At 43.8% G+C, this 19496-nt stretch carries 17 protein-coding genes; 8 read left to right on the top strand and 9 right to left on the bottom strand.

The window, feature by feature from the left end:
- Positions 1 to 28: 28 nt before the first annotated feature.
- Positions 29 to 1363 (top strand): hemolysin family protein, encoded by a 1335-nt coding sequence (locus tag AC07VD_RS05790; RefSeq protein ID WP_009966903.1) that lies wholly within the window; start codon positions 29 to 31, stop codon positions 1361 to 1363.
- Between the two features lie 68 nt (positions 1364 to 1431).
- Here AC07VD_RS05790 and AC07VD_RS05785 read toward each other — a convergent pair whose 3' ends face one another.
- Both AC07VD_RS05785 and akrN read right to left on the bottom strand, forming a co-directional pair.
- A complete protein-coding gene (locus tag AC07VD_RS05785) occupies positions 1432 to 2031 on the bottom strand; it encodes a 1-acylglycerol-3-phosphate O-acyltransferase (RefSeq protein ID WP_003233335.1) in 600 nt (199 codons plus the stop codon).
- A gap of 134 nt (positions 2032 to 2165) precedes the next feature.
- Positions 2166 to 3161, bottom strand: coding sequence for an aldo/keto reductase AkrN (gene akrN, locus AC07VD_RS05780; protein ID WP_348709618.1), 996 nt, complete (start codon positions 3159 to 3161; stop codon positions 2166 to 2168).
- Between the two features lie 196 nt (positions 3162 to 3357).
- Here akrN and sigM point away from each other — a divergent pair, with 196 nt between their 5' ends.
- Genes sigM through AC07VD_RS05765 form a run of 3 tightly spaced genes read left to right on the top strand, consistent with a single transcriptional unit; the run spans position 3358 to position 5193 of the window.
- Positions 3358 to 3849 (top strand): RNA polymerase sigma factor SigM, encoded by a 492-nt coding sequence (sigM, locus tag AC07VD_RS05775; protein ID WP_003224177.1) that lies wholly within the window; start codon positions 3358 to 3360, stop codon positions 3847 to 3849.
- Positions 3839 to 4915, top strand: coding sequence for an anti-sigma factor (locus AC07VD_RS05770; RefSeq protein WP_015252469.1), 1077 nt, complete (start codon positions 3839 to 3841; stop codon positions 4913 to 4915). Before sigM ends, AC07VD_RS05770 begins: the two co-directional genes overlap by 11 nt.
- Positions 4903 to 5193, top strand: coding sequence for an anti-sigma-M factor (locus AC07VD_RS05765; protein WP_003233341.1), 291 nt, complete (start codon positions 4903 to 4905; stop codon positions 5191 to 5193). Before AC07VD_RS05770 ends, AC07VD_RS05765 begins: the two co-directional genes overlap by 13 nt.
- Positions 5194 to 5224: 31 nt before the next feature.
- Here AC07VD_RS05765 and AC07VD_RS05760 read toward each other — a convergent pair whose 3' ends face one another.
- Positions 5225 to 5653 (bottom strand): GNAT family N-acetyltransferase, encoded by a 429-nt coding sequence (locus AC07VD_RS05760; protein ID WP_494721640.1) that lies wholly within the window; start codon positions 5651 to 5653, stop codon positions 5225 to 5227.
- Positions 5654 to 5762: 109 nt separating this feature from the next.
- Here AC07VD_RS05760 and pdxR point away from each other — a divergent pair, with 109 nt between their 5' ends.
- Entirely contained in the window at positions 5763 to 7172 is a 1410-nt protein-coding gene (gene pdxR, locus AC07VD_RS05755) for a MocR-like pyridoxine biosynthesis transcription factor PdxR (RefSeq protein ID WP_494721639.1), read from the top strand.
- A 34-nt stretch (positions 7173 to 7206) separates the two neighbouring features.
- On the opposite strand, the gene AC07VD_RS05750 is transcribed toward pdxR, so the two are convergent.
- The 4 genes from AC07VD_RS05750 to citA all read right to left on the bottom strand — a co-directional run bounded on the left by AC07VD_RS05750 (position 7207) and on the right by citA (position 12371).
- Positions 7207 to 8562 carry a sodium-dependent transporter gene (locus AC07VD_RS05750; RefSeq protein ID WP_003245615.1) on the bottom strand — a complete coding sequence of 452 codons (1356 nt, stop codon included), beginning with the start codon at positions 8560 to 8562 and terminating at the stop codon, positions 7207 to 7209.
- Between the two features lie 118 nt (positions 8563 to 8680).
- On the bottom strand, positions 8681 to 10078 hold the full coding sequence (gene bcaP / locus AC07VD_RS05745) for a branched-chain amino acid transporter BcaP (RefSeq protein WP_003245791.1): 1398 nt from the start codon (positions 10076 to 10078) through the stop codon (positions 8681 to 8683).
- A 249-nt stretch (positions 10079 to 10327) separates the two neighbouring features.
- Positions 10328 to 11197 (bottom strand): SDR family oxidoreductase, encoded by an 870-nt coding sequence (locus tag AC07VD_RS05740; protein WP_015483011.1) that lies wholly within the window; start codon positions 11195 to 11197, stop codon positions 10328 to 10330.
- Between the two features lie 73 nt (positions 11198 to 11270).
- On the bottom strand, positions 11271 to 12371 hold the full coding sequence (gene citA, locus AC07VD_RS05735) for a citrate synthase CitA (RefSeq protein WP_494721638.1): 1101 nt from the start codon (positions 12369 to 12371) through the stop codon (positions 11271 to 11273).
- A gap of 108 nt (positions 12372 to 12479) precedes the next feature.
- Here citA and citR point away from each other — a divergent pair, with 108 nt between their 5' ends.
- Entirely contained in the window at positions 12480 to 13355 is an 876-nt protein-coding gene (gene citR, locus AC07VD_RS05730; RefSeq protein ID WP_216995925.1) for a transcriptional regulator CitR, read from the top strand.
- 70 nt (positions 13356 to 13425) lie between these two features.
- Here citR and lytE read toward each other — a convergent pair whose 3' ends face one another.
- Positions 13426 to 14430 carry a peptidoglycan endopeptidase LytE gene (lytE, locus tag AC07VD_RS05725; RefSeq protein ID WP_003244816.1) on the bottom strand — a complete coding sequence of 335 codons (1005 nt, stop codon included), beginning with the start codon at positions 14428 to 14430 and terminating at the stop codon, positions 13426 to 13428.
- 536 nt (positions 14431 to 14966) lie between these two features.
- On the opposite strand from lytE, the gene phoA reads away from it, so the two are divergent.
- Positions 14967 to 16343, top strand: coding sequence for an alkaline phosphatase PhoA (phoA, locus tag AC07VD_RS05720; protein ID WP_494721637.1), 1377 nt, complete (start codon positions 14967 to 14969; stop codon positions 16341 to 16343).
- A gap of 29 nt (positions 16344 to 16372) precedes the next feature.
- On the opposite strand, the gene spoVR is transcribed toward phoA, so the two are convergent.
- Positions 16373 to 17779, bottom strand: a complete 1407-nt coding sequence (gene spoVR, locus AC07VD_RS05715) for a stage V sporulation protein SpoVR (protein ID WP_003233364.1) — start codon at positions 17777 to 17779, stop codon at positions 16373 to 16375.
- A 162-nt stretch (positions 17780 to 17941) separates the two neighbouring features.
- Here spoVR and AC07VD_RS05710 point away from each other — a divergent pair, with 162 nt between their 5' ends.
- Positions 17942 to 19468 carry a mechanosensitive ion channel gene (locus AC07VD_RS05710; protein ID WP_423779684.1) on the top strand — a complete coding sequence of 509 codons (1527 nt, stop codon included), beginning with the start codon at positions 17942 to 17944 and terminating at the stop codon, positions 19466 to 19468.
- The last annotated feature ends 28 nt before the right edge of the window (positions 19469 to 19496 follow it).

Below are 19496 nucleotides of genomic sequence, written 5' to 3'. Positions count from 1 at the left end.
ATTCTCATTGCTAGAGTGAAGGTTCTAATTGGACATAGTGAATTTGATTTTAGTTGCTGTTTTAATCGCCCTGACGGCATTTTTCGTGGCATCTGAGTTTGCCATTATCAGAATCAGAGGCTCACGGATCGATCAGCTGATCGCGGAAGGAAATAAAGCAGCAATAGCCGTAAAAAAAGTGACCACGCATCTTGATGAATATTTATCTGCGTGTCAGCTCGGAATTACATTGACTTCCATCGGATTAGGGGTTTTAGGTGAATCAACGATCGAAAGGCTGCTTCACCCGCTTTTCGTACAAATGAACGTACCAGGTTCCCTTTCACATGTCATATCGTTTATTTTTGCGTATGCCATTATCACGTTCTTACACGTTGTTGTCGGAGAACTTGCACCTAAGACAGTCGCTATCCAAAAGGCGGAAGCAGTGTCTATGCTGTTTGCGAAACCGCTGATTTGGTTTTACCGCATCGCGTTCCCATTCATTTGGCTTTTGAACAATTCTGCACGGTTATTGACCAAAGCATTTGGCCTGGAGACCGTTTCAGAAAACGAACTGGCACACTCAGAAGAAGAGCTGCGTATCATTTTGTCTGAAAGCTATAAAAGCGGTGAAATCAACCAATCAGAGTTTAAATATGTGAATAAAATCTTTGAATTTGACGACAGGCTCGCGAAAGAAATTATGATTCCGCGGACCGAAATTGTCAGCCTTCCGCATGATATCAAGATTTCTGAAATGATGGACATCATTCAGATTGAAAAATATACCCGCTACCCTGTGGAAGAGGGCGATAAAGATAACATTATCGGAGTTATTAACATTAAAGAAGTGCTGACCGCCTGCATCAGCGGTGAGGTATCTGTTGATTCCACCATTTCTCAATTCGTCAACCCGATCATTCATGTCATTGAATCTGCGCCGATCCAAGACCTGCTTGTCAAAATGCAAAAAGAGAGGGTCCACATGGCCATTTTGTCTGATGAATACGGCGGTACTGCCGGACTCGTGACGGTTGAGGACATCATTGAGGAAATTGTCGGTGAAATCCGCGACGAATTTGATATTGATGAAATTAGCGAAATCCGCAAAATCGGCGAAGGCCATTATATTCTTGACGGAAAAGTGTTAATTGACCAAGTAAACGACCTGCTAGGCATCCATTTAGAGAACGAAGAAGTCGATACAATCGGCGGCTGGTTCCTTACTCAAAAATACGATGTTGAAAAAGATGATTCCATCATCGAAGAGGGCTGCGAATTCATCATTAATGAAATTGACGGCCACCACGTCGCATATATTGAAGTGAAAAAGCTTCAAGAAGAAGAACTTCTGGAGACAGCTAACCAGCAGGAAGCATAATAAGAAAAGCACCTTGTATAAGGTGCTTTTCTTATTTTCACAGTTTCAGGGCAATCTCTCAGAACGCCTTATAGCTGATCAAGTTTATTCTCTAGTTCTTTAATCCGCTGATTCAAAGCCTCTGTCATTGCTGCAAGTCTTTCCTTTGAAGGCAGGTGGGCAAAATCAGCCTGGTGAAGAGGCTCACCGATAATCAGCTTCATTTTTCCTTTTTTGAATAACTCTTTTCCGCTTGAAGGGCCCTGATATGCAGCGGGGACAAGCGGCGCTTTCCCCATTTGCGCAATCGTCACCGCACCTCTTTTCAAAGGCACATCCTCAGAGGTTCTTGTTCCGCTTGGGAAGATACCGACGATCTCTCCTTCTTTCAGCAGCTTAATCGGCGTTTTAATACTGCTTGGCCCGGGATTTTCCCGATCTACCGGAAAGGCATGAATTTTCTTCAGAAACGAACCGATCCATTTATTTTGAAAAAGCTCTTTTTTCGCCATGTAGTGTATTTGATAAGGAAGAATCCCGACTCCGAGTGTAATCACATCAACCCAGCCGGAATGTGTACACGCGATGACAAAACCTGAATCGGCCGGAAGGTTTTCTTTGTTATACACCTTCACTCCTCCACGAAGAGAAAGAATAACTTTTAAAGCATTTGCACAAAACTTATACATATCGCACTTCCTTTGTCGTAATCAATGATTCTTTCTGTCATCTATTATAACAACATTTTTTATTACCTGGTACTAATTTTTAAGATTTCTCCCGTTAAAACGCCAAAAAGCTGAGGATTCGCCCTCAGCTTTTGTTATATTTCCTCTCTGGTCGGCGGGGCCATAAACTCCGGTCCGACAGGGTCTGATATCGTATTTTCCAATATAGTATTGATATCTTTCTGATCTTCACTGTTCAGCGTCCAGCCTGTAATCTCAGATAGGGCCTCAAGCTGCCCAGGCTTTCTTGCCCCCCAAAGAGCGATATCCGCTCCCGGCTGATCTAAGATCCATCTGACAGCCAAGTGAATCACTGATTTTCCATAACGTGTCTTCGCCAGCTTATCCAATTGATTGACAGCAGAAAGATACTCTTTAAAGCGGGGCTTCTGGAATTTTGGATCGTGATTACGCAGATCATCGCCCACAAATGTATACTCTTCGGTCATTTTGCCTGTTAACAGCCCTCTGCATAAACTGCCGTATAATAATGTTGTTATCTTGTTATCTTTCGCATAAGGAAGAACACTCTCTTCCATCTCTCTTTCAAACAGATTATATGGAGGCTGAATCGTATGGAGAGGTGCGACGGCGCGAAATGTATCCATTTGTTCAACTGAAAAATTGCTGACGCCAATCGCCCGGATTTTTCCCGCATCATATAATTCCTTCATGACTTCAGCCGTTTCTTCAATTGGCACAAGCGGATCGGGCCAATGCACCTGATAAAGATCAATATAGTCTGTTTGAAGCCGTTTCAAAGAATTCTCAACTTCCTCTACAATTCTCGCTCTGTTCGCATGGCGGAACAGCTGGTTGTTCTTCCAGTCCAGAGCCGTTTTCGTTGCGAGAATCACCTGGTCTCTTTTGCCGTACTCTTTGATTGCCTTTCCGACAATTTCCTCGGACTGCCCGAAGCCGTAAGCCGGTGCGGTGTCAATCAGTGTAATCCCCTGATCAAGAGCGGCTCGGATTGTTTCAATCGATGTTTTTTCGTCAGTGCCTCCCCACATCGTTCCGCCAATGGCCCATGTGCCGAGGCCGATTCTGGAGGCTTCTATTCCTGTATCTGCTATACTGGTATATTCCATTGTGCCACTCCTTCACTTTTTCACTATCTTTTCCCCTCTGGAAAAAATGTTAAACATTTCTCCGCACTATCTTTTGCGGGCATTTTTGGGTACTATATAGTAATGGTGTTTGATTAGGTATAAAAAAGCCGTTTGCATGTAATGTGCAACTTTAAACCTTTCTTATGCGTGTATAACATAGAGGGGAGAAAAGGCAGTGACGATCGATGAAATTTACCAAATGTACATGAATGATGTTTACAGGTTCCTGCTCTCCATGACAAAAGACAAGCATCTTGCTGAAGACTTACTGCAGGAAACCTTTATGCGGGCATACATACACATTCACTCCTATGATCACAGCAAAGTAAAGCCCTGGCTTTTTCAAGTGGCGCGAAACGCCTTCATTGATTACGTCAGAAAGCATAAGAAAGAAGTAACCATTTCTGATGACTTAATCGGAAGCCTCTTTCAAAATGCTGTTCAAAGTCCTGCCCATCAGGTAGAGATAAAGGAAGTGCTGACTGGTTATATGTCCGAGCTCCCCGATAATTATCGGGAGGCCTTAACGCTATATTATTTAAAAGAGTTAAACTACAAAGAAGCATCCCATATTATGAATATTTCAGAGGCGAATTTTAAAAGTGTTTTATTTCGTGCCAGACAGCGGCTGAAAGCACTTTATAATAGAGGTGTTAATGATGAATGAAGAATTTAAAAAGCGTTTTGATCAATATAAAAATGGGGAAATGAGCGACCAGGAAATGACTGCATTTGAGGAAGAACTTGAGAAGCTCGAAGTATATCAGGAACTGATTGAAAGCGAACTCGAGGACGATAACGATTGGGATCTCAGCATCAGTCCTGAAAAACAAAAAGCGATTTTAGCCTACGGCAAACGCAAGTCTTATTTGCGAATTTCTGTGCTTGCCGTCATTTCGACATTGATGATTTTGCCGCTTTGTACGCTGGGAAGCTACCTCTATTACGGAATGGGTGGAAAACACAGCACCGGCAATGAGTTTATGGAAACTGCCGCAGTCACTGTAGCCCTGACCATGCCGAATGTTCTTGTTGATACTTCCGGACTGAAAAGCCAAGTGAAGCTATTTGGGATGAATACTGAATTCCCGCTGCAAAAGCAGATTGGCACGAAGACGGCTGCCGTAGGGAATGAACGGGTTGAAATGTTTTATAACAAAGTAAAAGCGCCGGCAGTAAACTACTATGACTTAGAAGTGAATAAAACCGGCCATTACTTTACACATCCTTCAAACAAGTCTGAACAAACGACCGCAAAAGCAGAAAAAACGTTAAGCACATTGCCTGAAGGAACGGTATCAGAGGTCTACCTTTCATATGACCGTGCATATCCGACAAAAGACGTGTATAACAAATTCAAAGGCTATGATGTGAGCTTTTTGTGGAACGCAATCGAAACAGAGAAAAACACAAATAAGACAGCTTCCACAGAACCTCTTGGCTATCCTGGAAAGGATTCAAAGTTCCTGGCCGCCCTTAATACAAAAGGCAAGTCGAATGGCGATCAGTTTATCAACGCCCTGAAATTCATGTCCAAACACGAAAAATGGGCTCAGGTCATTTCAAAACGGAAAGACCTGAATGTAGATAACCGATTAGATTATGTAGAGAAAAACGGTGTCAATGTATACGGTTCGGTCGTTACAGGGCCAACCAAGGAAATCCAGCGCATGCTGAAAAATAAATCTGTAAAATCAGCGAATGTCGGCGAGGTGGAATTATGGAACTGGTAAGAATTTTTAAAGAACACAATGTATTCGGCTGGATCTCTGTCGGGACAGCGGTTCTGTCCCTGCTGTTGCTAAATTTGGCCATTATCAGCAACGTCACGTTTTATTCCTATCAAATGCTTCCGTTCGCCATGGCTGCCGTTCCGTTCGGCGTTGTTGAACTCTTCATCAAGAGAGGGCGCACAGGTCCAGGCCTGCTCGGCGTCATCCTTAATCTCTTTGTGATTATTTGTGTGTATACCATTGTATCTGTAGATACGAATTTACAGTTTGGCTTTTAAAAAAGACGCCTTTTCAGGCGTCTTTTTTTCATTACACCGGTTTTCGGAACAAATAACTTTCTATAGTAAAACCCATTTTATCTGTATAAAATCGATGTGCGTCTTTACGCTGAAGGCCAGATGAAAGACTGACAAAACCGAGTCCGGCTTTTCTCGCCCAGTCTGAGGCATAATCCAAAAGCATTTTGCCGTATCCCTTTGATCGGCAAGGTGCCGTTGTAACAAGATCCGCAATCCACAAGTGCTCTCCTTTATGAATGGAAACTCTCGGCAGAGCCCCGCACAGCGCTCTGATTGCTGTATTTTCATATAAGGCAAACAGCATATACGATTCTTTCTGCACACAGGCTTCAAGCCTTTGTAAATACGTCTCTATATCCAGTTCTGTTCTCAATTCACTCATAATCGGATACGACTCAGCCCATTCTTCTTTCGAGGTTAATTGTTTCGTATGGATCATCTTCTCAATCCCCTTTCCTTTCGTTACAATGAGCATAGCTAATAAATGGCATTTTCCAAATAGCCAATCTCAGAAAAAATGACCATGCCAGATACAAAGGAGACATGAGATGGATATTACGCCGTTTCTTGATAAAAAGAGCAAAACACCGCTGTATGAGCAGCTTTATACCTTTTTTAAACAAGAAATTTCACATGCGCGAATAACAAAGGGAACAAGACTTCCGTCAAAACGCAGGCTCTCCAGCTTGCTCGATGTCAGCACGGCAACTATAGAACGGGCTTATGAGCAATTAACTGCTGAGGGTTATGTCAAAAGCAAGCCGAAAATCGGCTGGTTCGCGGCGGAAGTAGAACAAGGATTCCCGACAGCTCCTGACCATTTTCAGCAGTCTGTACAGCCGGGATTACATGAAAAGAACGCACCTGCTATTGACTTCCATCAGGGCAACGTTGATCCGACCCTCTTTCCCTTTAACGCATGGAGAAAAAGCATAGTAAAAAGTCTTGATCGCTATTCCAGATCGTTTCACACCTCTGGCGACCCTCAAGGAGAATACGAACTCAGGCACATGATTGCCCGATTCGTCAGGCTGTCTCGGGGAGTAAATTGCGAACCCGGCCAGATTATCATCGGCGCAGGAACCACCGTGCTTCTGCAAATTCTTTGCCTTTCGCTAAAGCCAGGTACAAAAATCGGCTTTGAAGAACCGGGCTTTCACCGTTCAAGAAGGATGTTTGAAGCAAATCACATGGATGTCACTCCAATTTGTTCTGATGCAGAAGGCGTCCTGCCGGATGAGCTCTATCGCCAGAAACCTTATCTCATGTATACGACTCCTTCGCATCAGTTTCCGATTGGGACCATTATGACGATTACCCGCAGACAGGAGCTGCTGGCATGGGCGGCAGAAACAAATTCATTCATTATAGAAGATGATTACGATGGAGAATTTCGCTACAGCGGCCATCCCATTCCGTCTTTACAGGGCCTTGATCCGAATGGCAGAGTCATATATCTGGGCACTTTTTCAAAGTCACTTCTGCCTTCCTTGCGGCTCAGCTTCATGATTGTGCCCTCTGAACTCATGGAACCGATCAAAAACAACGCTCAGTTAATGAAGCAGACCGTCTCTGTTCACTCGCAATTGGCACTGGCAGACTTCATCGAAACCGGAGAGTGGCAAAAACACATAAATAGAATGAGAAGCTTATACCGAAAAAAACACGCTGTCCTGTTAGAAGCCATCCGCTCTGAACTAGGAAACACCGTTGAGATTCTCGGTAAGAACTCGGGGCTTCACATCCTGCTGCGCCTTTTGTTTCCAGCAAGTGAGGAAGAAGCAATAAAAGCAGCCGCTGACCACGGTGTAACCCTCTATCCCGTGTCTCCCTCATATATAGAACAGACGCCTTTTACTTCTGTCTTAATCGGTTATGGCGGTTTGTCAGAAGAGGATATCAGGCTCGGCATCCAAAAACTGAAAACGGCATGGGCACCGTTGATATCATCTTATTAAATAAAAAACAGGCCCCGGAAACGGAGCCTGTTTTTTAAAATGATAAAATTCCGATTAAATTTAAGAACACGATAATAATGGCAAGCGGCACGATAAAACGAAGCAAATAAAACCATGTGTAAAAGAATGCTTTACCTGCATTTGATCCATTTCGCATTTCAGCCAAGAGTTCGCTTTTCGAAATTTTCAGCGGGATAAATAGAGAAATTAACAGAGCGCCTGAAGGCATCAAAACATTGCTGACGGTAAAATCGGCAATATCAAAAAACGTTTTGCCAAATAGGTGCACATCACTCAAAACGCCATAAGACAAGCAGCATGGGATTCCGACCAAAAAGATCAAAAGCCCGCTCGTCCATGACAGTTTTTTTCTCTTCTTTTCGTCCCCTTTTCCGATTGTGGCAACGATAATTTCAACCATCGAAAATGCTGAGGTTAAGGCTGCAAATAAAAATGCAACGAGAAAGCCGATAAAAAACAACGTGCCGAACGGAAGCTGTTCAAAAACGGCCGGAAGCACTGTAAACAGCAATGTCGGTCCTTCATTTGGCTGAAAACCGAATGAGAAAACCGCCGGAAAAATAGCCAAACCTGCCAAGAGTGTCACAATGATATTCATCAAGACAATGGAGGCTGCCGAACGAGGGATATTTTGTGTTTTCGGCAAATAGGAGCTGTAGGTCACCATCACCGAAACCCCCAGTGTTAACGTAAAGAAGGCCTGTCCCAGCGCGAATAATATGGATTCCGGAGTCAGATCGCCGAAATGAGGCACAAGCAGAAACTTTACGCCTTCCATTGCACCATTAAGCGTAAGAGACCGAAGAACGAGCAGAATAAACAATAAAAACAAAATCGGCATCATCACCGCGCTTACCCGTTCAATCCCTTTTTGAACCCCTCTTGCGACAACGAGTACAGTCAGTGCCATAAAGACAAGCTGAGCCGCGAGCGTCTGCACCGGATTTTGGATAATAGAAGCAAAAAGAGCGCCATACTGTGCTTGAGAAAGCCCGGACAGTGATCCTGACGCTGTTTTCACGATATACAGCAAAATCCATCCCCCGATTACACTGTAAAACGACAGCACTAAGAAACACGCAGCTACGCCGATCCACCCCGTAAGAAACCAAGCTGATCGCGGCGCTTCTTTTTTATATGCATCAATGGCATTCGTCTGGTTCCGTCTTCCAAAAATAAATTCCCCCACCAAAAGCGGATAGCCTAAGAGAATGGTAAATAACACGAAGATAAGAAAAAAGGCTCCTCCCCCATTGGTCCCCGCTACGTAAGGGAACTTCCAAATCGCGCCCAAGCCGATAGCCGAGCCGGCGGCTGCCATGACGAAACCGATTTTCGAAGCCCATTGGACTGGTTTTTGCTCAGACAATAAACGTCACTTCCTTTCCAGCCTATATTATCTCTTATTTTTGTCTTCATTTCTATAGATTCATTTGCCAAGAACAGAAAAGAGAGCGGCCTGTATGGCCGCTCTCTTTATCAAAAGGTTATTGATTTAATTTTGAATGCTTTCTTGAATACAGAAAATAGATTACCAAGCCGATTAACAGCCACACTAGGAAGCGGACAATCGTCACCCATCCCAGATTTAAAATCAAGAACAGGCAGAACAGAATCGCCAGGCCTGGGATCACGGGAACTCCCGGGCATTTAAAAGCTCTCGGAAGATCAGGCTGTTTCTTTCTCAAAACGATAACTGCCACAGAAATCAGGACAAATGCCGACAACGTCCCGATGTTTACCAGCTTTGCAAGTTCATCCAGCGGAACAAGTGAGCCGAGAAGCGCCGACATCGTTCCGAAAAACCAAGTGGCTACATAAGGTGTTTTGTGCTTTGGATGCACTTTAGAAAGTGAGCCCGGCACAAGTCCGTCACGCGACATGGCAAACATGACGCGTGTCTGCCCGTAAAGCATCACGAGCATAACTGTTGTCATTCCCAACACGGCGCCAATATCAATGATGCCAGCCACCCAGTTTTGTCCTGCGCTTTGAAGAACTAGAGAAACCGGATGATCCACACCCGCAAATTGAGCAAACGGGATAACCCCAGTCATGATCGCTGATACGGTGACATATAAAATCGTGCAGACCAGTAAAGAGAAAATAATGCCTTTAGGCAGATCTTTCGCAGGATTTTTCGTCTCTTCCGCAGCAGAGGATACAGCGTCAAATCCGATAAAAGCAAAGAATACGAGCGCCGCTGCACTGAATACGCCGCCAAAGCCCATTGGCATAAACGGCTGCCAGTTGTGCGGCTTCACGTAAACGGCTGCCACCGCGATAAACAGCAGAACAACCAGTATCTTCAAGATAACCATGATATTGTTGACTCTTTTTGATTCTTTGATGCCTAAATAAAGCAAATATGTGATCGCCATTACAATGACGAATGCAGGAAGATTAAACAGGGTAAAGGTGCCTTTCACTGCGCCCGGTGCCGCTGTTAAAGCAACCGGAAGATGAATGCCAAGCCCTGATAAAAACGATTGGAAATAACCAGACCAGCCGACCGACACTGCACTTACCGCCAGCATGTATTCTAAAATTAAATCCCACCCGATAATAAAGGCCATAAGCTCTCCCAATGTCGCATAAGTGAATGTATACACCGAACCTGAAACAGGCACACTTGACGCAAATTCCGCGTAAGACAGGGCGGCGAATAAACAAGCCAACGCCGCCACAACAAATGAAATCGTCAGCCCGGGACCGGCCGTGACTGCGCCTGTTCCCGTCAGAACAAAAATCCCTGTGCCAATAATGGCGCCGATTCCAAGCAACGTTAAATCAAATGCTCCTAATTCTCTTTTTAAAGACTTTTCCCCGCTCGTCGCAGCGATTAAATCCTGAATGCTTTTCTTCCTAAAAACGCTCCCTTTCATTCCCCTTCAACTCCCGATCATCTATTTTTATATATTTTATTTGAATTTTCTGAATTCATGAGCAACAATGGTCATTTTTCTTTTTTTCTACTATATTTGTACTGGTCGCGAATCATTCCTTTCTCCTACTCAATATTATATATAAAATTGCAAAAATGAAAACAAAATTGTTAGAAAAATCGACAAATTTTTTATTTTGAAATTTTTAACCACACAAAAAAACCAGCTCTGGAGCTGGTTTTTCGTTGATCACGTTGAAATAAAACGGCCGCCATTCACATGAATGGTCTGCCCTGTCATATAGGAAGATTCGTCAGACGCAAGCAGAACATAGGCGCCTGCATGCTCAACCGGCTGTCCCGGTCTTCCCATTGGGGTATCCAAGCCGTGCTGTTTCACTTTTTCCTCAGGGAATGTCGCCGGAATAAGCGGTGTCCAAATCGGACCGGGCGCCACCGCATTCACTCTGATGCCTTTATCTGCAAGCGACTTCGCCATGGAACGCGTAAAGGAAACAATCGCACCCTTTGTGCTGGAATAATCAATTAACGCCGTATCCCCTTCATAAGCGGTAATCGATGTCGTATTAATAATGGCACTCCCCTCTTGCAGGTGAGGCAAAGCTTTCTTCGTCATATGAAACATGGAAAAAATATTTGTGCGAAAGGTTTTTTCCAGCTGTTCTGTTGAAATATTGAGAATGCTGTCCTGGGGATGCTGTTCAGCGGCGTTGTTCACTAAGATATCGAGTTTACCAAAATGGTCCACTGTTTGCTGCACAGCTTGTTCACAATGGTTCTCGTCCCCAACATCTCCCGGGATAAGCAGGCAGCGGACATTCTCCTTTTCGATCCGTTTGCGTGTTTCCTCTGCGTCCGAATGCTCGTCTAAGTATAGAATGGAAATATCAGCCCCCTCTTTAGCAAAGGCAATAGCTGCTGCTCTCCCTATTCCGCTGTCGCCTCCAGTAATGATCGCAACTTTTCCTTTCAGTTTTCCGCTTCCTCGATAATCCTCGTCCTCTGACAGCGGCAGCGGATTCATTTTTGACTCAATGCCCGGCTGTCTGTCCTGATGCTGCGGTTCTTGTCCTTCTGTTTGTCTGTCCATTGGGTTCACATTCATCACTCCTAGACATGTGGTTGATACTGAACGTTACCACACGACAGAAATGAATAAACGCCAAAATATGTTATGAAAGCACTTCCTCGGGAATGGCACCGGTATATTGCGCTGACGGGCGGAAAATCATGTTGTTTTCTGCCTGTTCCAGTACATGGGCGCACCACCCTACCATTCGGCTTGCTGAAAAGGTCGGAGTAAACAATTCATCGTCAAAATCGATGGCCTTCATCACTGCAGCTGCGTAAAATTCAACATTTGTGTACAGCTTTCGTCCCGGTTTGTAGATTTCTAGCAAACGAATCGCTTCTGCTTCTACATGCAGCGCAAGATCAAGATCACGGTCATTGCCGGCCACCTCTTCTGCTTTCTGTCTCAAAGCTTCTGCCCGCGGGTCTTTTGTTTTGTACACCCTGTGGCCGAATCCCATCAAGCGCTCTCCTTTTTCGAGTTTTTCTTTCAGATATGCTTCAGCATGTTCTTTTTCTCCAATGTCTTCAAGCATTTTTGTCACCGCAGAAGGAGCGCCTCCATGCATCGGACCTTTCATCGTACCGAGAGCAGCCGTGACGGCTGACACTAAATCACTCTCTGTAGATAACGTGACCCGTGCCGAAAAAGTCGATGCGTTCATGCCATGCTCCATGGCCAGAATCATATAGGTTTCAAGCGCTTTCTTTTTTGCCTCTGAAGGCTGTTCACCTGTGAGCATATAATAGTAGTTTTCGACATGTCCGTACTGGGAAGAAGGTGCAATTGCTTGTTCACCGCGCGTCCATCTTTTTCTGTATGCAATGATGGAAGGCGTGATTGCAATCAACCGGATTGCTTCTTCTGTTTTCGGATGGAATGTGTACGTATTTTCCCCCAATGCTGAAACAACCGTTCTCAGCACCGACATATCGTCCATGTTGTTTGGCAGTGATTGAATCAAGCGCTCAATATGTTCCGGAAGATTCCGTTCCGCAGCCAGCTTATCTTTAAATACCTGCAATTCTTCAGTTGAAGGCAGTTTCCCAAATAAAATCAAATAAGCCGCTTCTTCAAAGCTGTGATTCAGTGCGATGTCTTTTGCATGATGTCCTCTGTAAATCAGACGCCCTTTTTCACCATCAATATGGCTGATGGATGTTTCCACACATGTAATTCCCTTTAATCCGTAATGTACCATTTGTATTCCCCCTATCCTTTTCTGTTATTATAGTAAATATAATATTTAAAAAATAATGAATATTTTAAAGGGAATTAATTAAAAATATTAATCAGAGGGAGAATAGAAATGGATTTCAAATGGCTTCACACCTTTGTGACCGCTGCAAAATATGAGAACTTCCGAAAAACGGCGGAAACGCTTTTCTTATCTCAGCCTACTGTGACCGTACATATCAAGCAATTAGAAAAAGAAATCAGCTGCAAGCTGTTCGAGCGTAAAGGCAGGCAAATCCAGCTGACTGATGAAGGCAGGGCGTATTTGCCGTATGCGCTCAGGCTTCTTGATGATTATGAAAACAGCATGGCAGAGCTTCACAGAGTGAGACAAGGCTACTCTCAAACCTTACAGCTCGCGGTTTCTCCGCTTATTGCAGATACTGTTCTTCCTTCTGTCATGAAACGGTACACAGCAATGAATACGGAAACAGAAATGGCGGTTACGATTTTCGAATCAGCGGAAATCGCGTCACTGATTAAAGCCGGGGAAGCAGATATCGGACTAAGCTGTTTAAAGGTACAGTCTTCTTCTTTAAGCTGCCACTGCTTATACAAAGACCCTGTCGTCCTTGTTGCCCCGCCCGATAAGCGTTTCATAGAAGACAAAGAAATTGATGCCAAAGAGGTGCTCGAACAATACCTGCTTTTGACCCACAATCATCCTGATTACTGGGACGACTTGCTCCGTCAAGTCAGAATGACATTTCCATTTGTGAGAACAATGAAGGTCACTCAAACACATATAACGAAACGGTTTATCAAGGAAGGACTCGGAGTTTCATTTCTGCCTTTATCTACAGTAAAGCGTGAGTTAGCAGAGAAACAGATGATCAGAATTCCTTATCAGTCTGTACAGCTGCCCTATGCCGGCGCTTACGCGATTGCCCTTTATGAAAATAAGAAAGAAAAAAAATTCTTGGATTTTTTATCACATTTTCATTTTTAGGAGCAACCAAAACGCCTGTGCTCCGTCTAATGAAAAAAACCCGTTCCAATGAACGGGTTTTCTCTAAAATTTAGAATCTTTTCGCACCGAGGTAACGAGGCTTCCAGTAGCTGTTGTTCAGGCTGCTGATTTGTACGCCGTCAGATCCTGCATGAATGAAACTGTTGTTTCCAATGTAAATCCCCATGTGAGAAGGGCCGGATTTATATGTTGTGAAGAAGACGAAATCACCAACAGACGGGCTGGCAATGCTCTTCATAGAACTCCAGTATCCTGCAGTGCTTGTTCTGCCCACACTTGTTTGTTTATTCAGTACGTACCAAATGAATCCGCTGCAGTCAAAGCCGGAAGTTGTCGTTCCGCCCCATTTATATGGCGTTCCGACTAACGCTTTTGCATCAGAAACCAGTTTGCTCACATTAAGTGATGTAGATGACGTTTTGCTGCTTGAAGATGATGAAGATGAAGCAGGTTTTGAGCTGCTTGTGCTTGTTCCTTTCACCTTCAATACTTGGTTGACATAGATTACATCTGATTTTAAGCCGTTTAAGCTTTTTAATTTGCTAACCGTAGTGCCGTATTTGCTCGCAATTTTAGAAAGGCTGTCTCCGCTCTTCACTTTATAAGTAGAAGTTGAAGACGATGACACTTTTGATGAGCTGGAGCTGCTTGAACTAGTTGAACCTTTCAGTTTCAGGACTTGTCCAACACGAAGCAAATCTGATTTTAAGCCATTCAGCTTCTTCAGTTCATTGATTGTCATGCCGTATTTTTTTGAAATTTTCCAAAGGCTGTCCCCGCTCTTTACTTTGTATGTAGAAGAAGAGGAAGAAGAACTGCTGCTTTTTGAACTCGTAGATTTGCCGTTAATCGATAAAGTTTGTCCCACATAAATAATGTCTGAACGAAGGTGGTTCTCTGATTTAATTTTACTGATCGTTGTGTCGTATTTTCTTGAAAGATCCCATAACGTGTCGCCTTTTTTCACCTTAATGCTTTGTGCAGATGCCGCTCCTGCAAATAACGTCGATCCTAAAACAACTGCTGTCGTAGCTGTAATGATTTGCTTTTTCATATTTTCCTCCCCAAATGTTAACTCTCTATATATGTATCTCTTTTTTTAATTAATCTTATTGATTTCTATTATAAGGATAGATTCCCATCAGAAATAGTCTTGACTTCATGTGACAAATTTCTTAATTATTCGTTCTAAAAAAAAGTTTTTAAGGGTATTAAATATTTCATTTTCGTTGCAAAGGTGACAAAAAACGAGTGCTTTTGTCATGTTTTATGGGATGTTTTTCAACATAAAGGAAATAAATGAAAAACTTTCGGGGTCGGCTCACATACCGGAAAAATGAGTGATAAAGAATATTCGAGGAGAGCTGCGGTTATCCGCAGTTTTTTTATTTAAACAAACATATCATGCAAAGACAGAGAGGTAAAGATTTTTCTGAAAAATGAATGCTTTACATCAAATAAGGCAAGATAACGAAAAGCGTTTTTTCATTTCCTTACAAGGCTTTACTTATTGTTTACATGATCAACAGCCGCATTTAACAAAATTTCCCTAACATGATAAACGGAATACATTAAAGGAGGCATGAGAAAATGAATTTGTTTCAAAATATGAAATCAAAATTTCTGCCAATCGCCGCTGTTTCTGTCCTTACAGCTGGAATCTTTGCCGGAGCTGAGCTGCAGCAAACAGAAAAGGCCAGCGCCAAAAAACAAGACAAAGCTGAGATCAGAAATGTCATTGTGATGATAGGCGACGGCATGGGGACGCCTTACATAAGAGCCTACCGTTCCATGAAAAATAACGGTGACACACCGAATAACCCGAAGTTAACAGAATTTGACCGGAACCTGACAGGCATGATGATGACGCATCCGGATGACCCTGACTATAATATTACAGATTCAGCAGCAGCCGGAACAGCATTAGCGACAGGCGTTAAGACATATAACAATGCAATTGGCGTCGATAAAAACGGAAAAAAAGTGAAATCTGTACTTGAAGAGGCCAAACAGCAAGGCAAGTCAACAGGGCTTGTCGCCACGTCTGAAATTAACCACGCCACTCCAGCCGCATATGGCGCCCACAATGAATCACGGAAAAACATGGACCAAATCGCCAACAGCTATATGGATGACAAAATAAAAGGCAAACATAAAATAGACGTGCTGCTCGGCGGCGGAAAATCTTATTTTAACCGCAAGGACAGAAACTTGACAAAGGAATTCAAACAAGCCGGCTACAGCTATGTGACAACTAAACAAGCATTGAAGAAAAATAAAGATCAGCAGGTGCTCGGGCTTTTCGCAGATGGAGGGCTTGTTAAGGCGCTCGACCGTGACAGCAAAACACCGTCTCTCAAAGAAATGACGGTTTCAGCAATTGATCGCCTGAACCAAAATAAAAAAGGATTTTTCTTGATGGTCGAAGGGAGCCAGATTGACTGGGCGGCCCATGACAATGATACAGTAGGAGCCATGAGCGAGGTTAAAGATTTTGAACAGGCCTATAAAGCCGCGATTGAATTTGCGAAAAAAGACAAACATACACTTGTGATTGCAACTGCTGACCATACAACCGGCGGCTTTACCATTGGCGCAAACGGGGAAAAGAATTGGCACGCAGAACCGATTCTCTCCGCTAAGAAAACACCTGAATTCATGGCCAAAAAAATCAGTGAAGGCAAGCCGGTTAAAGATGTGCTCGCCCGCTATGCCAATCTGAAAGTCACATCTGAAGAGATCAAAAGCGTTGAAGCAGCTGCACAGGCTGACAAAAGCAAAGGGGCCTACAAAGCCATCATCAAGATTTTTAATACCCGCTCCAACAGCGGATGGACGAGTACCGATCATACCGGCGAAGAAGTACCGGTATACGCGTACGGCCCCGGAAAAGAAAAATTCCGCGGATTGATTAACAATACGGACCAGGCAAACATCATATTTAAGATTTTAAAAACTGGAAAATAAAAAGGATGCAGAACGCTGCATCCTCTTTTTTATAAATATCTGCGGTGAACACCTTTTCCGTCGTACGAAAACATGACTTCCTTATCCTCAAGCACAGACTCAATGTGCACGCTTCTTCCCCAAAGCTGGAATAAATAAGGGAGCACCTTCTCCAAATATTTCAAATCCAGCTCTATGCCCTCATACCAATGCTTAATATAGAGCTCATTATTTTTCATATAATCGCCGTCGTTTACTGTCAAATATGGAAATCCGCCATTTACCCGCATGCTTACGAGCTGGTCGCGCACCGACTTCCACTGTTTATCGATGATTTTATAATCTCGGCCCTGTTTTTGAAACAAATAAAGATCCTCGCGCATGACTAATTCTTTGGTTAAATAATTGCGGATGAAAGAGATATCGGATTCAATCTCCCTGACCTCAAACATTTTCTCCCGGCCGGAGTCAGGCTGCACGCCCATTTTCTTCATTTCCTCCGTCGGGTTGTTGTACCTCTTTTCAATGTCTTCAAATATTTTCAACCCTAAATAATAAGGATTAATGCCTGTTTTGGACGGCTGAACGACACCTGCATTCAACTTGGCGAACTCGATCGCTTCATCAGAGGTTAAATCAAGCTCACGTATAATTCGCTGGTGCCAATAGGAAGCCCAGCCCTCATTCATAATCTTGGTTTCCAGCTGAGGCCAGAAATAAAGCATTTCCTCTCTCATCATCGTTAATATATCGCGCTGCCATGGCTCCAGCTCCCGGGAATGCTCCTCGATAAAAAGCAGGATATCTTTTTCAGGCCGCGGCGGGAACGGTTTTTTCGATTTTTTCACTTGTTTTTTCGGTTTCTTTTCATCCAAAGACCATAGATCATCGTAAGGCGTGGCTGCCTCTTCAATCTCCTCTTCCTCATCATCCACACTCCATTGGAGCTTTGGTCGGACCAACGACGGATCGATATGCTCCTGAATCGAAAGGATCGCATCTAAAAAAGATTCGACTTCTTTAATCCCGTGAACCTGCTCATAGTGTTTTATCCGTTCAGCCGTTGCCGCCATGCTTTCCACCATATCGCGCTTCGTGTTTTGGAAACGGCAGTTGTTTTTGAAGAAATCGCAATGGGCAAGAACATGTGCGACAATCAATTTATTTTGGATCAGTGAGTTGCTGTCCAGCAAAAAAGCGTAGCATGGATCTGAGTTAATGACCAGCTCATAGATCTTACTTAACCCTAGATCATAGTGCAGCTTCATCTTGTGAAACTGCTTGCCGAAGCTCCAGTGGCTGAATCTTGTCGGCATCCCGTACGCGCCAAATGTATAAATAATTTCAGCCGGGCAGATTTCATATCTCATCGGGTAGAAATCAAGGCCGAATCCTTTTGCAATTTCGGTAATTTCCTCAATTGCCCGCTGTAATCCCTTCTTCTCCTCCGCGTTCAACCGAATCCCCCCTACTTGGACTTATCTATAATGTATGAGCCCGCCAGACAAAAGATGATAGTCTCACTCGGGCAAGAAAAAATTCCCCCGGCACATTCATCTGTTTGCTTATTGGATCAGTGGGTAAACACACACCATACTACGAAAAAGGAGCGATACCAATTGAATGTAGCAGACGTGCTTTCTTCTTATCTCAGTAAGCTGCCAAACGTAATCATTGCTTTACTCGTCTTATTAATCGGATGGGCTATTGCTAAAATCATTGAAAAAGCGGTATACAAAGGACTCAGCAAAACAAAAATCGACGACAAGCTCTTTGCTGGGAAAAAGCCTTCACGCTATTCCTCGGAAAAAGTCATAAGCAAGGTCGTTTATTTTATCGCACTGATCATCGTCTTTATTTTATTCTTTAACATTTTGCACCTGACAACAGTGGCATCGCCGTTTGTCAGTATGCTTTCGGCGATTGCAGCGGCGATCCCAAGCGTGCTGAAAGCCGGACTCATTCTGCTGTTAGGATGGGCTGCAGCCTCTGTTTTGAGCTTCCTTGTCAAAAAAATCGGGATGAAGCTGAACACGAGTGACAAACTGCGCAAGTGGAATTTGGTGTCTGAAGGAAAAGATATTCACCAGGCTGTCAATACCGCTTCACAAATTGTCTTTTATCTCGTGCTGCTTGTTTTTCTGCCAGGGGTCTTATCTTCTTTGAAAATCAGCGGCATTTCAGGTCCTTTTACAAATATGATGGAAAGCGTGCTCGCTTTTCTGCCGAAATTATTTGCAGCGGCGCTTATCGTATTAATCGGCTGGCTTGTTGCCCGCCTCGTCCGTGATATCATTACGAATTTCCTTGCAAGCATCGGAACAGAAAGATTCGCGGCACGTATGGGTTTATCAATTTACTTAAAAGACACAAGCCTTTCAGCAGTCATCGGAACAATCGCTTATGTGCTGATTATGATTCCGGTGGTCATTTCAGCGCTTGATCAGCTGGATGTCGCCGGCATTTCAAAACCGGCTGTCTCTATGCTGAATACGATTTTAAACATGCTTCCGAACATCATGATTGCCATCGTGCTTGTTTTAGCGGGTATCTGGGCAGGAAAATGGGTGAAATCCATGGTGTCCGGACTGCTCCATCGCGCAGGCTTTGATTCTGTCTTAGGGAAAATGGGCATGGATGCCGGAACGCCTGCAAAGCTGTCCTTGTCTCAAGTTGTCGGTATGATTGCGCAAATCATTGTCATTCTGCTCTTTACAGCTGAGGCGCTTCAAATTGTTCGGCTGCACTTCCTCGTAGAAATTGCCACTGGCATCATCGCGTATCTGCCGAATGTCCTTGTCGCAGTATTCATTCTCGGACTCGGCCTTTACGCAGGAGAATTGGTGAGAAAAGTGCTCGCAAGCATGATAAAAGGCCAGGAATTCAAGTCTTTAGCGCCTATTGCTAAATATACGATTATCGCACTTGCTTTCTTTATGGCCCTGGATCAGCTTGGTGTCGCTGCGACAATCGTCAATTCCGCGTTCATCATCGTTCTTAGCGGCTTCGCACTCGCTTTCGGTTTATCCTTCGGCCTTGGCGGTAAGGATTTTGCATCACGTTATCTGTCTACATTTGAACGCAAAATGCAAAACACAGAAATCGAAAAAAACCGTAAAAACCAAAATCCGCCGAATGACATGTAAGCAAAAAACATGCCCCCAGCTGGGTGCA

It is taken from the genome of Bacillus sp. GW821-FHT01G09, from assembly GCF_059422205.1.
This window is presented reverse-complemented; position numbering and strand designations above follow the sequence as displayed.

Bases quoted from the DNA above. Each gene is read 5' to 3' on its own strand.
- AC07VD_RS05785 (WP_003233335.1), bottom strand. From the start codon at position 2,031: ATGTATAAGTTTTGTGCAAATGCTTTAAAAGTTATTCTTTCTCTTCGT.
- akrN (WP_348709618.1), bottom strand. From the start codon at position 3,161: ATGGAATATACCAGTATAGCAGATACAGGAATAGAAGCCTCCAGAATC.
- AC07VD_RS05770 (WP_015252469.1), top strand. From the start codon at position 3,839: ATGATGAATGAAGAATTTAAAAAGCGTTTTGATCAATATAAAAATGGG.
- AC07VD_RS05765 (WP_003233341.1), top strand. From the start codon at position 4,903: ATGGAACTGGTAAGAATTTTTAAAGAACACAATGTATTCGGCTGGATC.
- AC07VD_RS05760 (WP_494721640.1), bottom strand. From the start codon at position 5,653: ATGATCCATACGAAACAATTAACCTCGAAAGAAGAATGGGCTGAGTCG.
- pdxR (WP_494721639.1), top strand. From the start codon at position 5,763: ATGGATATTACGCCGTTTCTTGATAAAAAGAGCAAAACACCGCTGTAT.
- bcaP (WP_003245791.1), bottom strand. From the start codon at position 10,078: ATGAAAGGGAGCGTTTTTAGGAAGAAAAGCATTCAGGATTTAATCGCT.
- citA (WP_494721638.1), bottom strand. From the start codon at position 12,371: ATGGTACATTACGGATTAAAGGGAATTACATGTGTGGAAACATCCATC.
- citR (WP_216995925.1), top strand. From the start codon at position 12,480: ATGGATTTCAAATGGCTTCACACCTTTGTGACCGCTGCAAAATATGAG.
- lytE (WP_003244816.1), bottom strand. From the start codon at position 14,430: ATGAAAAAGCAAATCATTACAGCTACGACAGCAGTTGTTTTAGGATCG.
- phoA (WP_494721637.1), top strand. From the start codon at position 14,967: ATGAATTTGTTTCAAAATATGAAATCAAAATTTCTGCCAATCGCCGCT.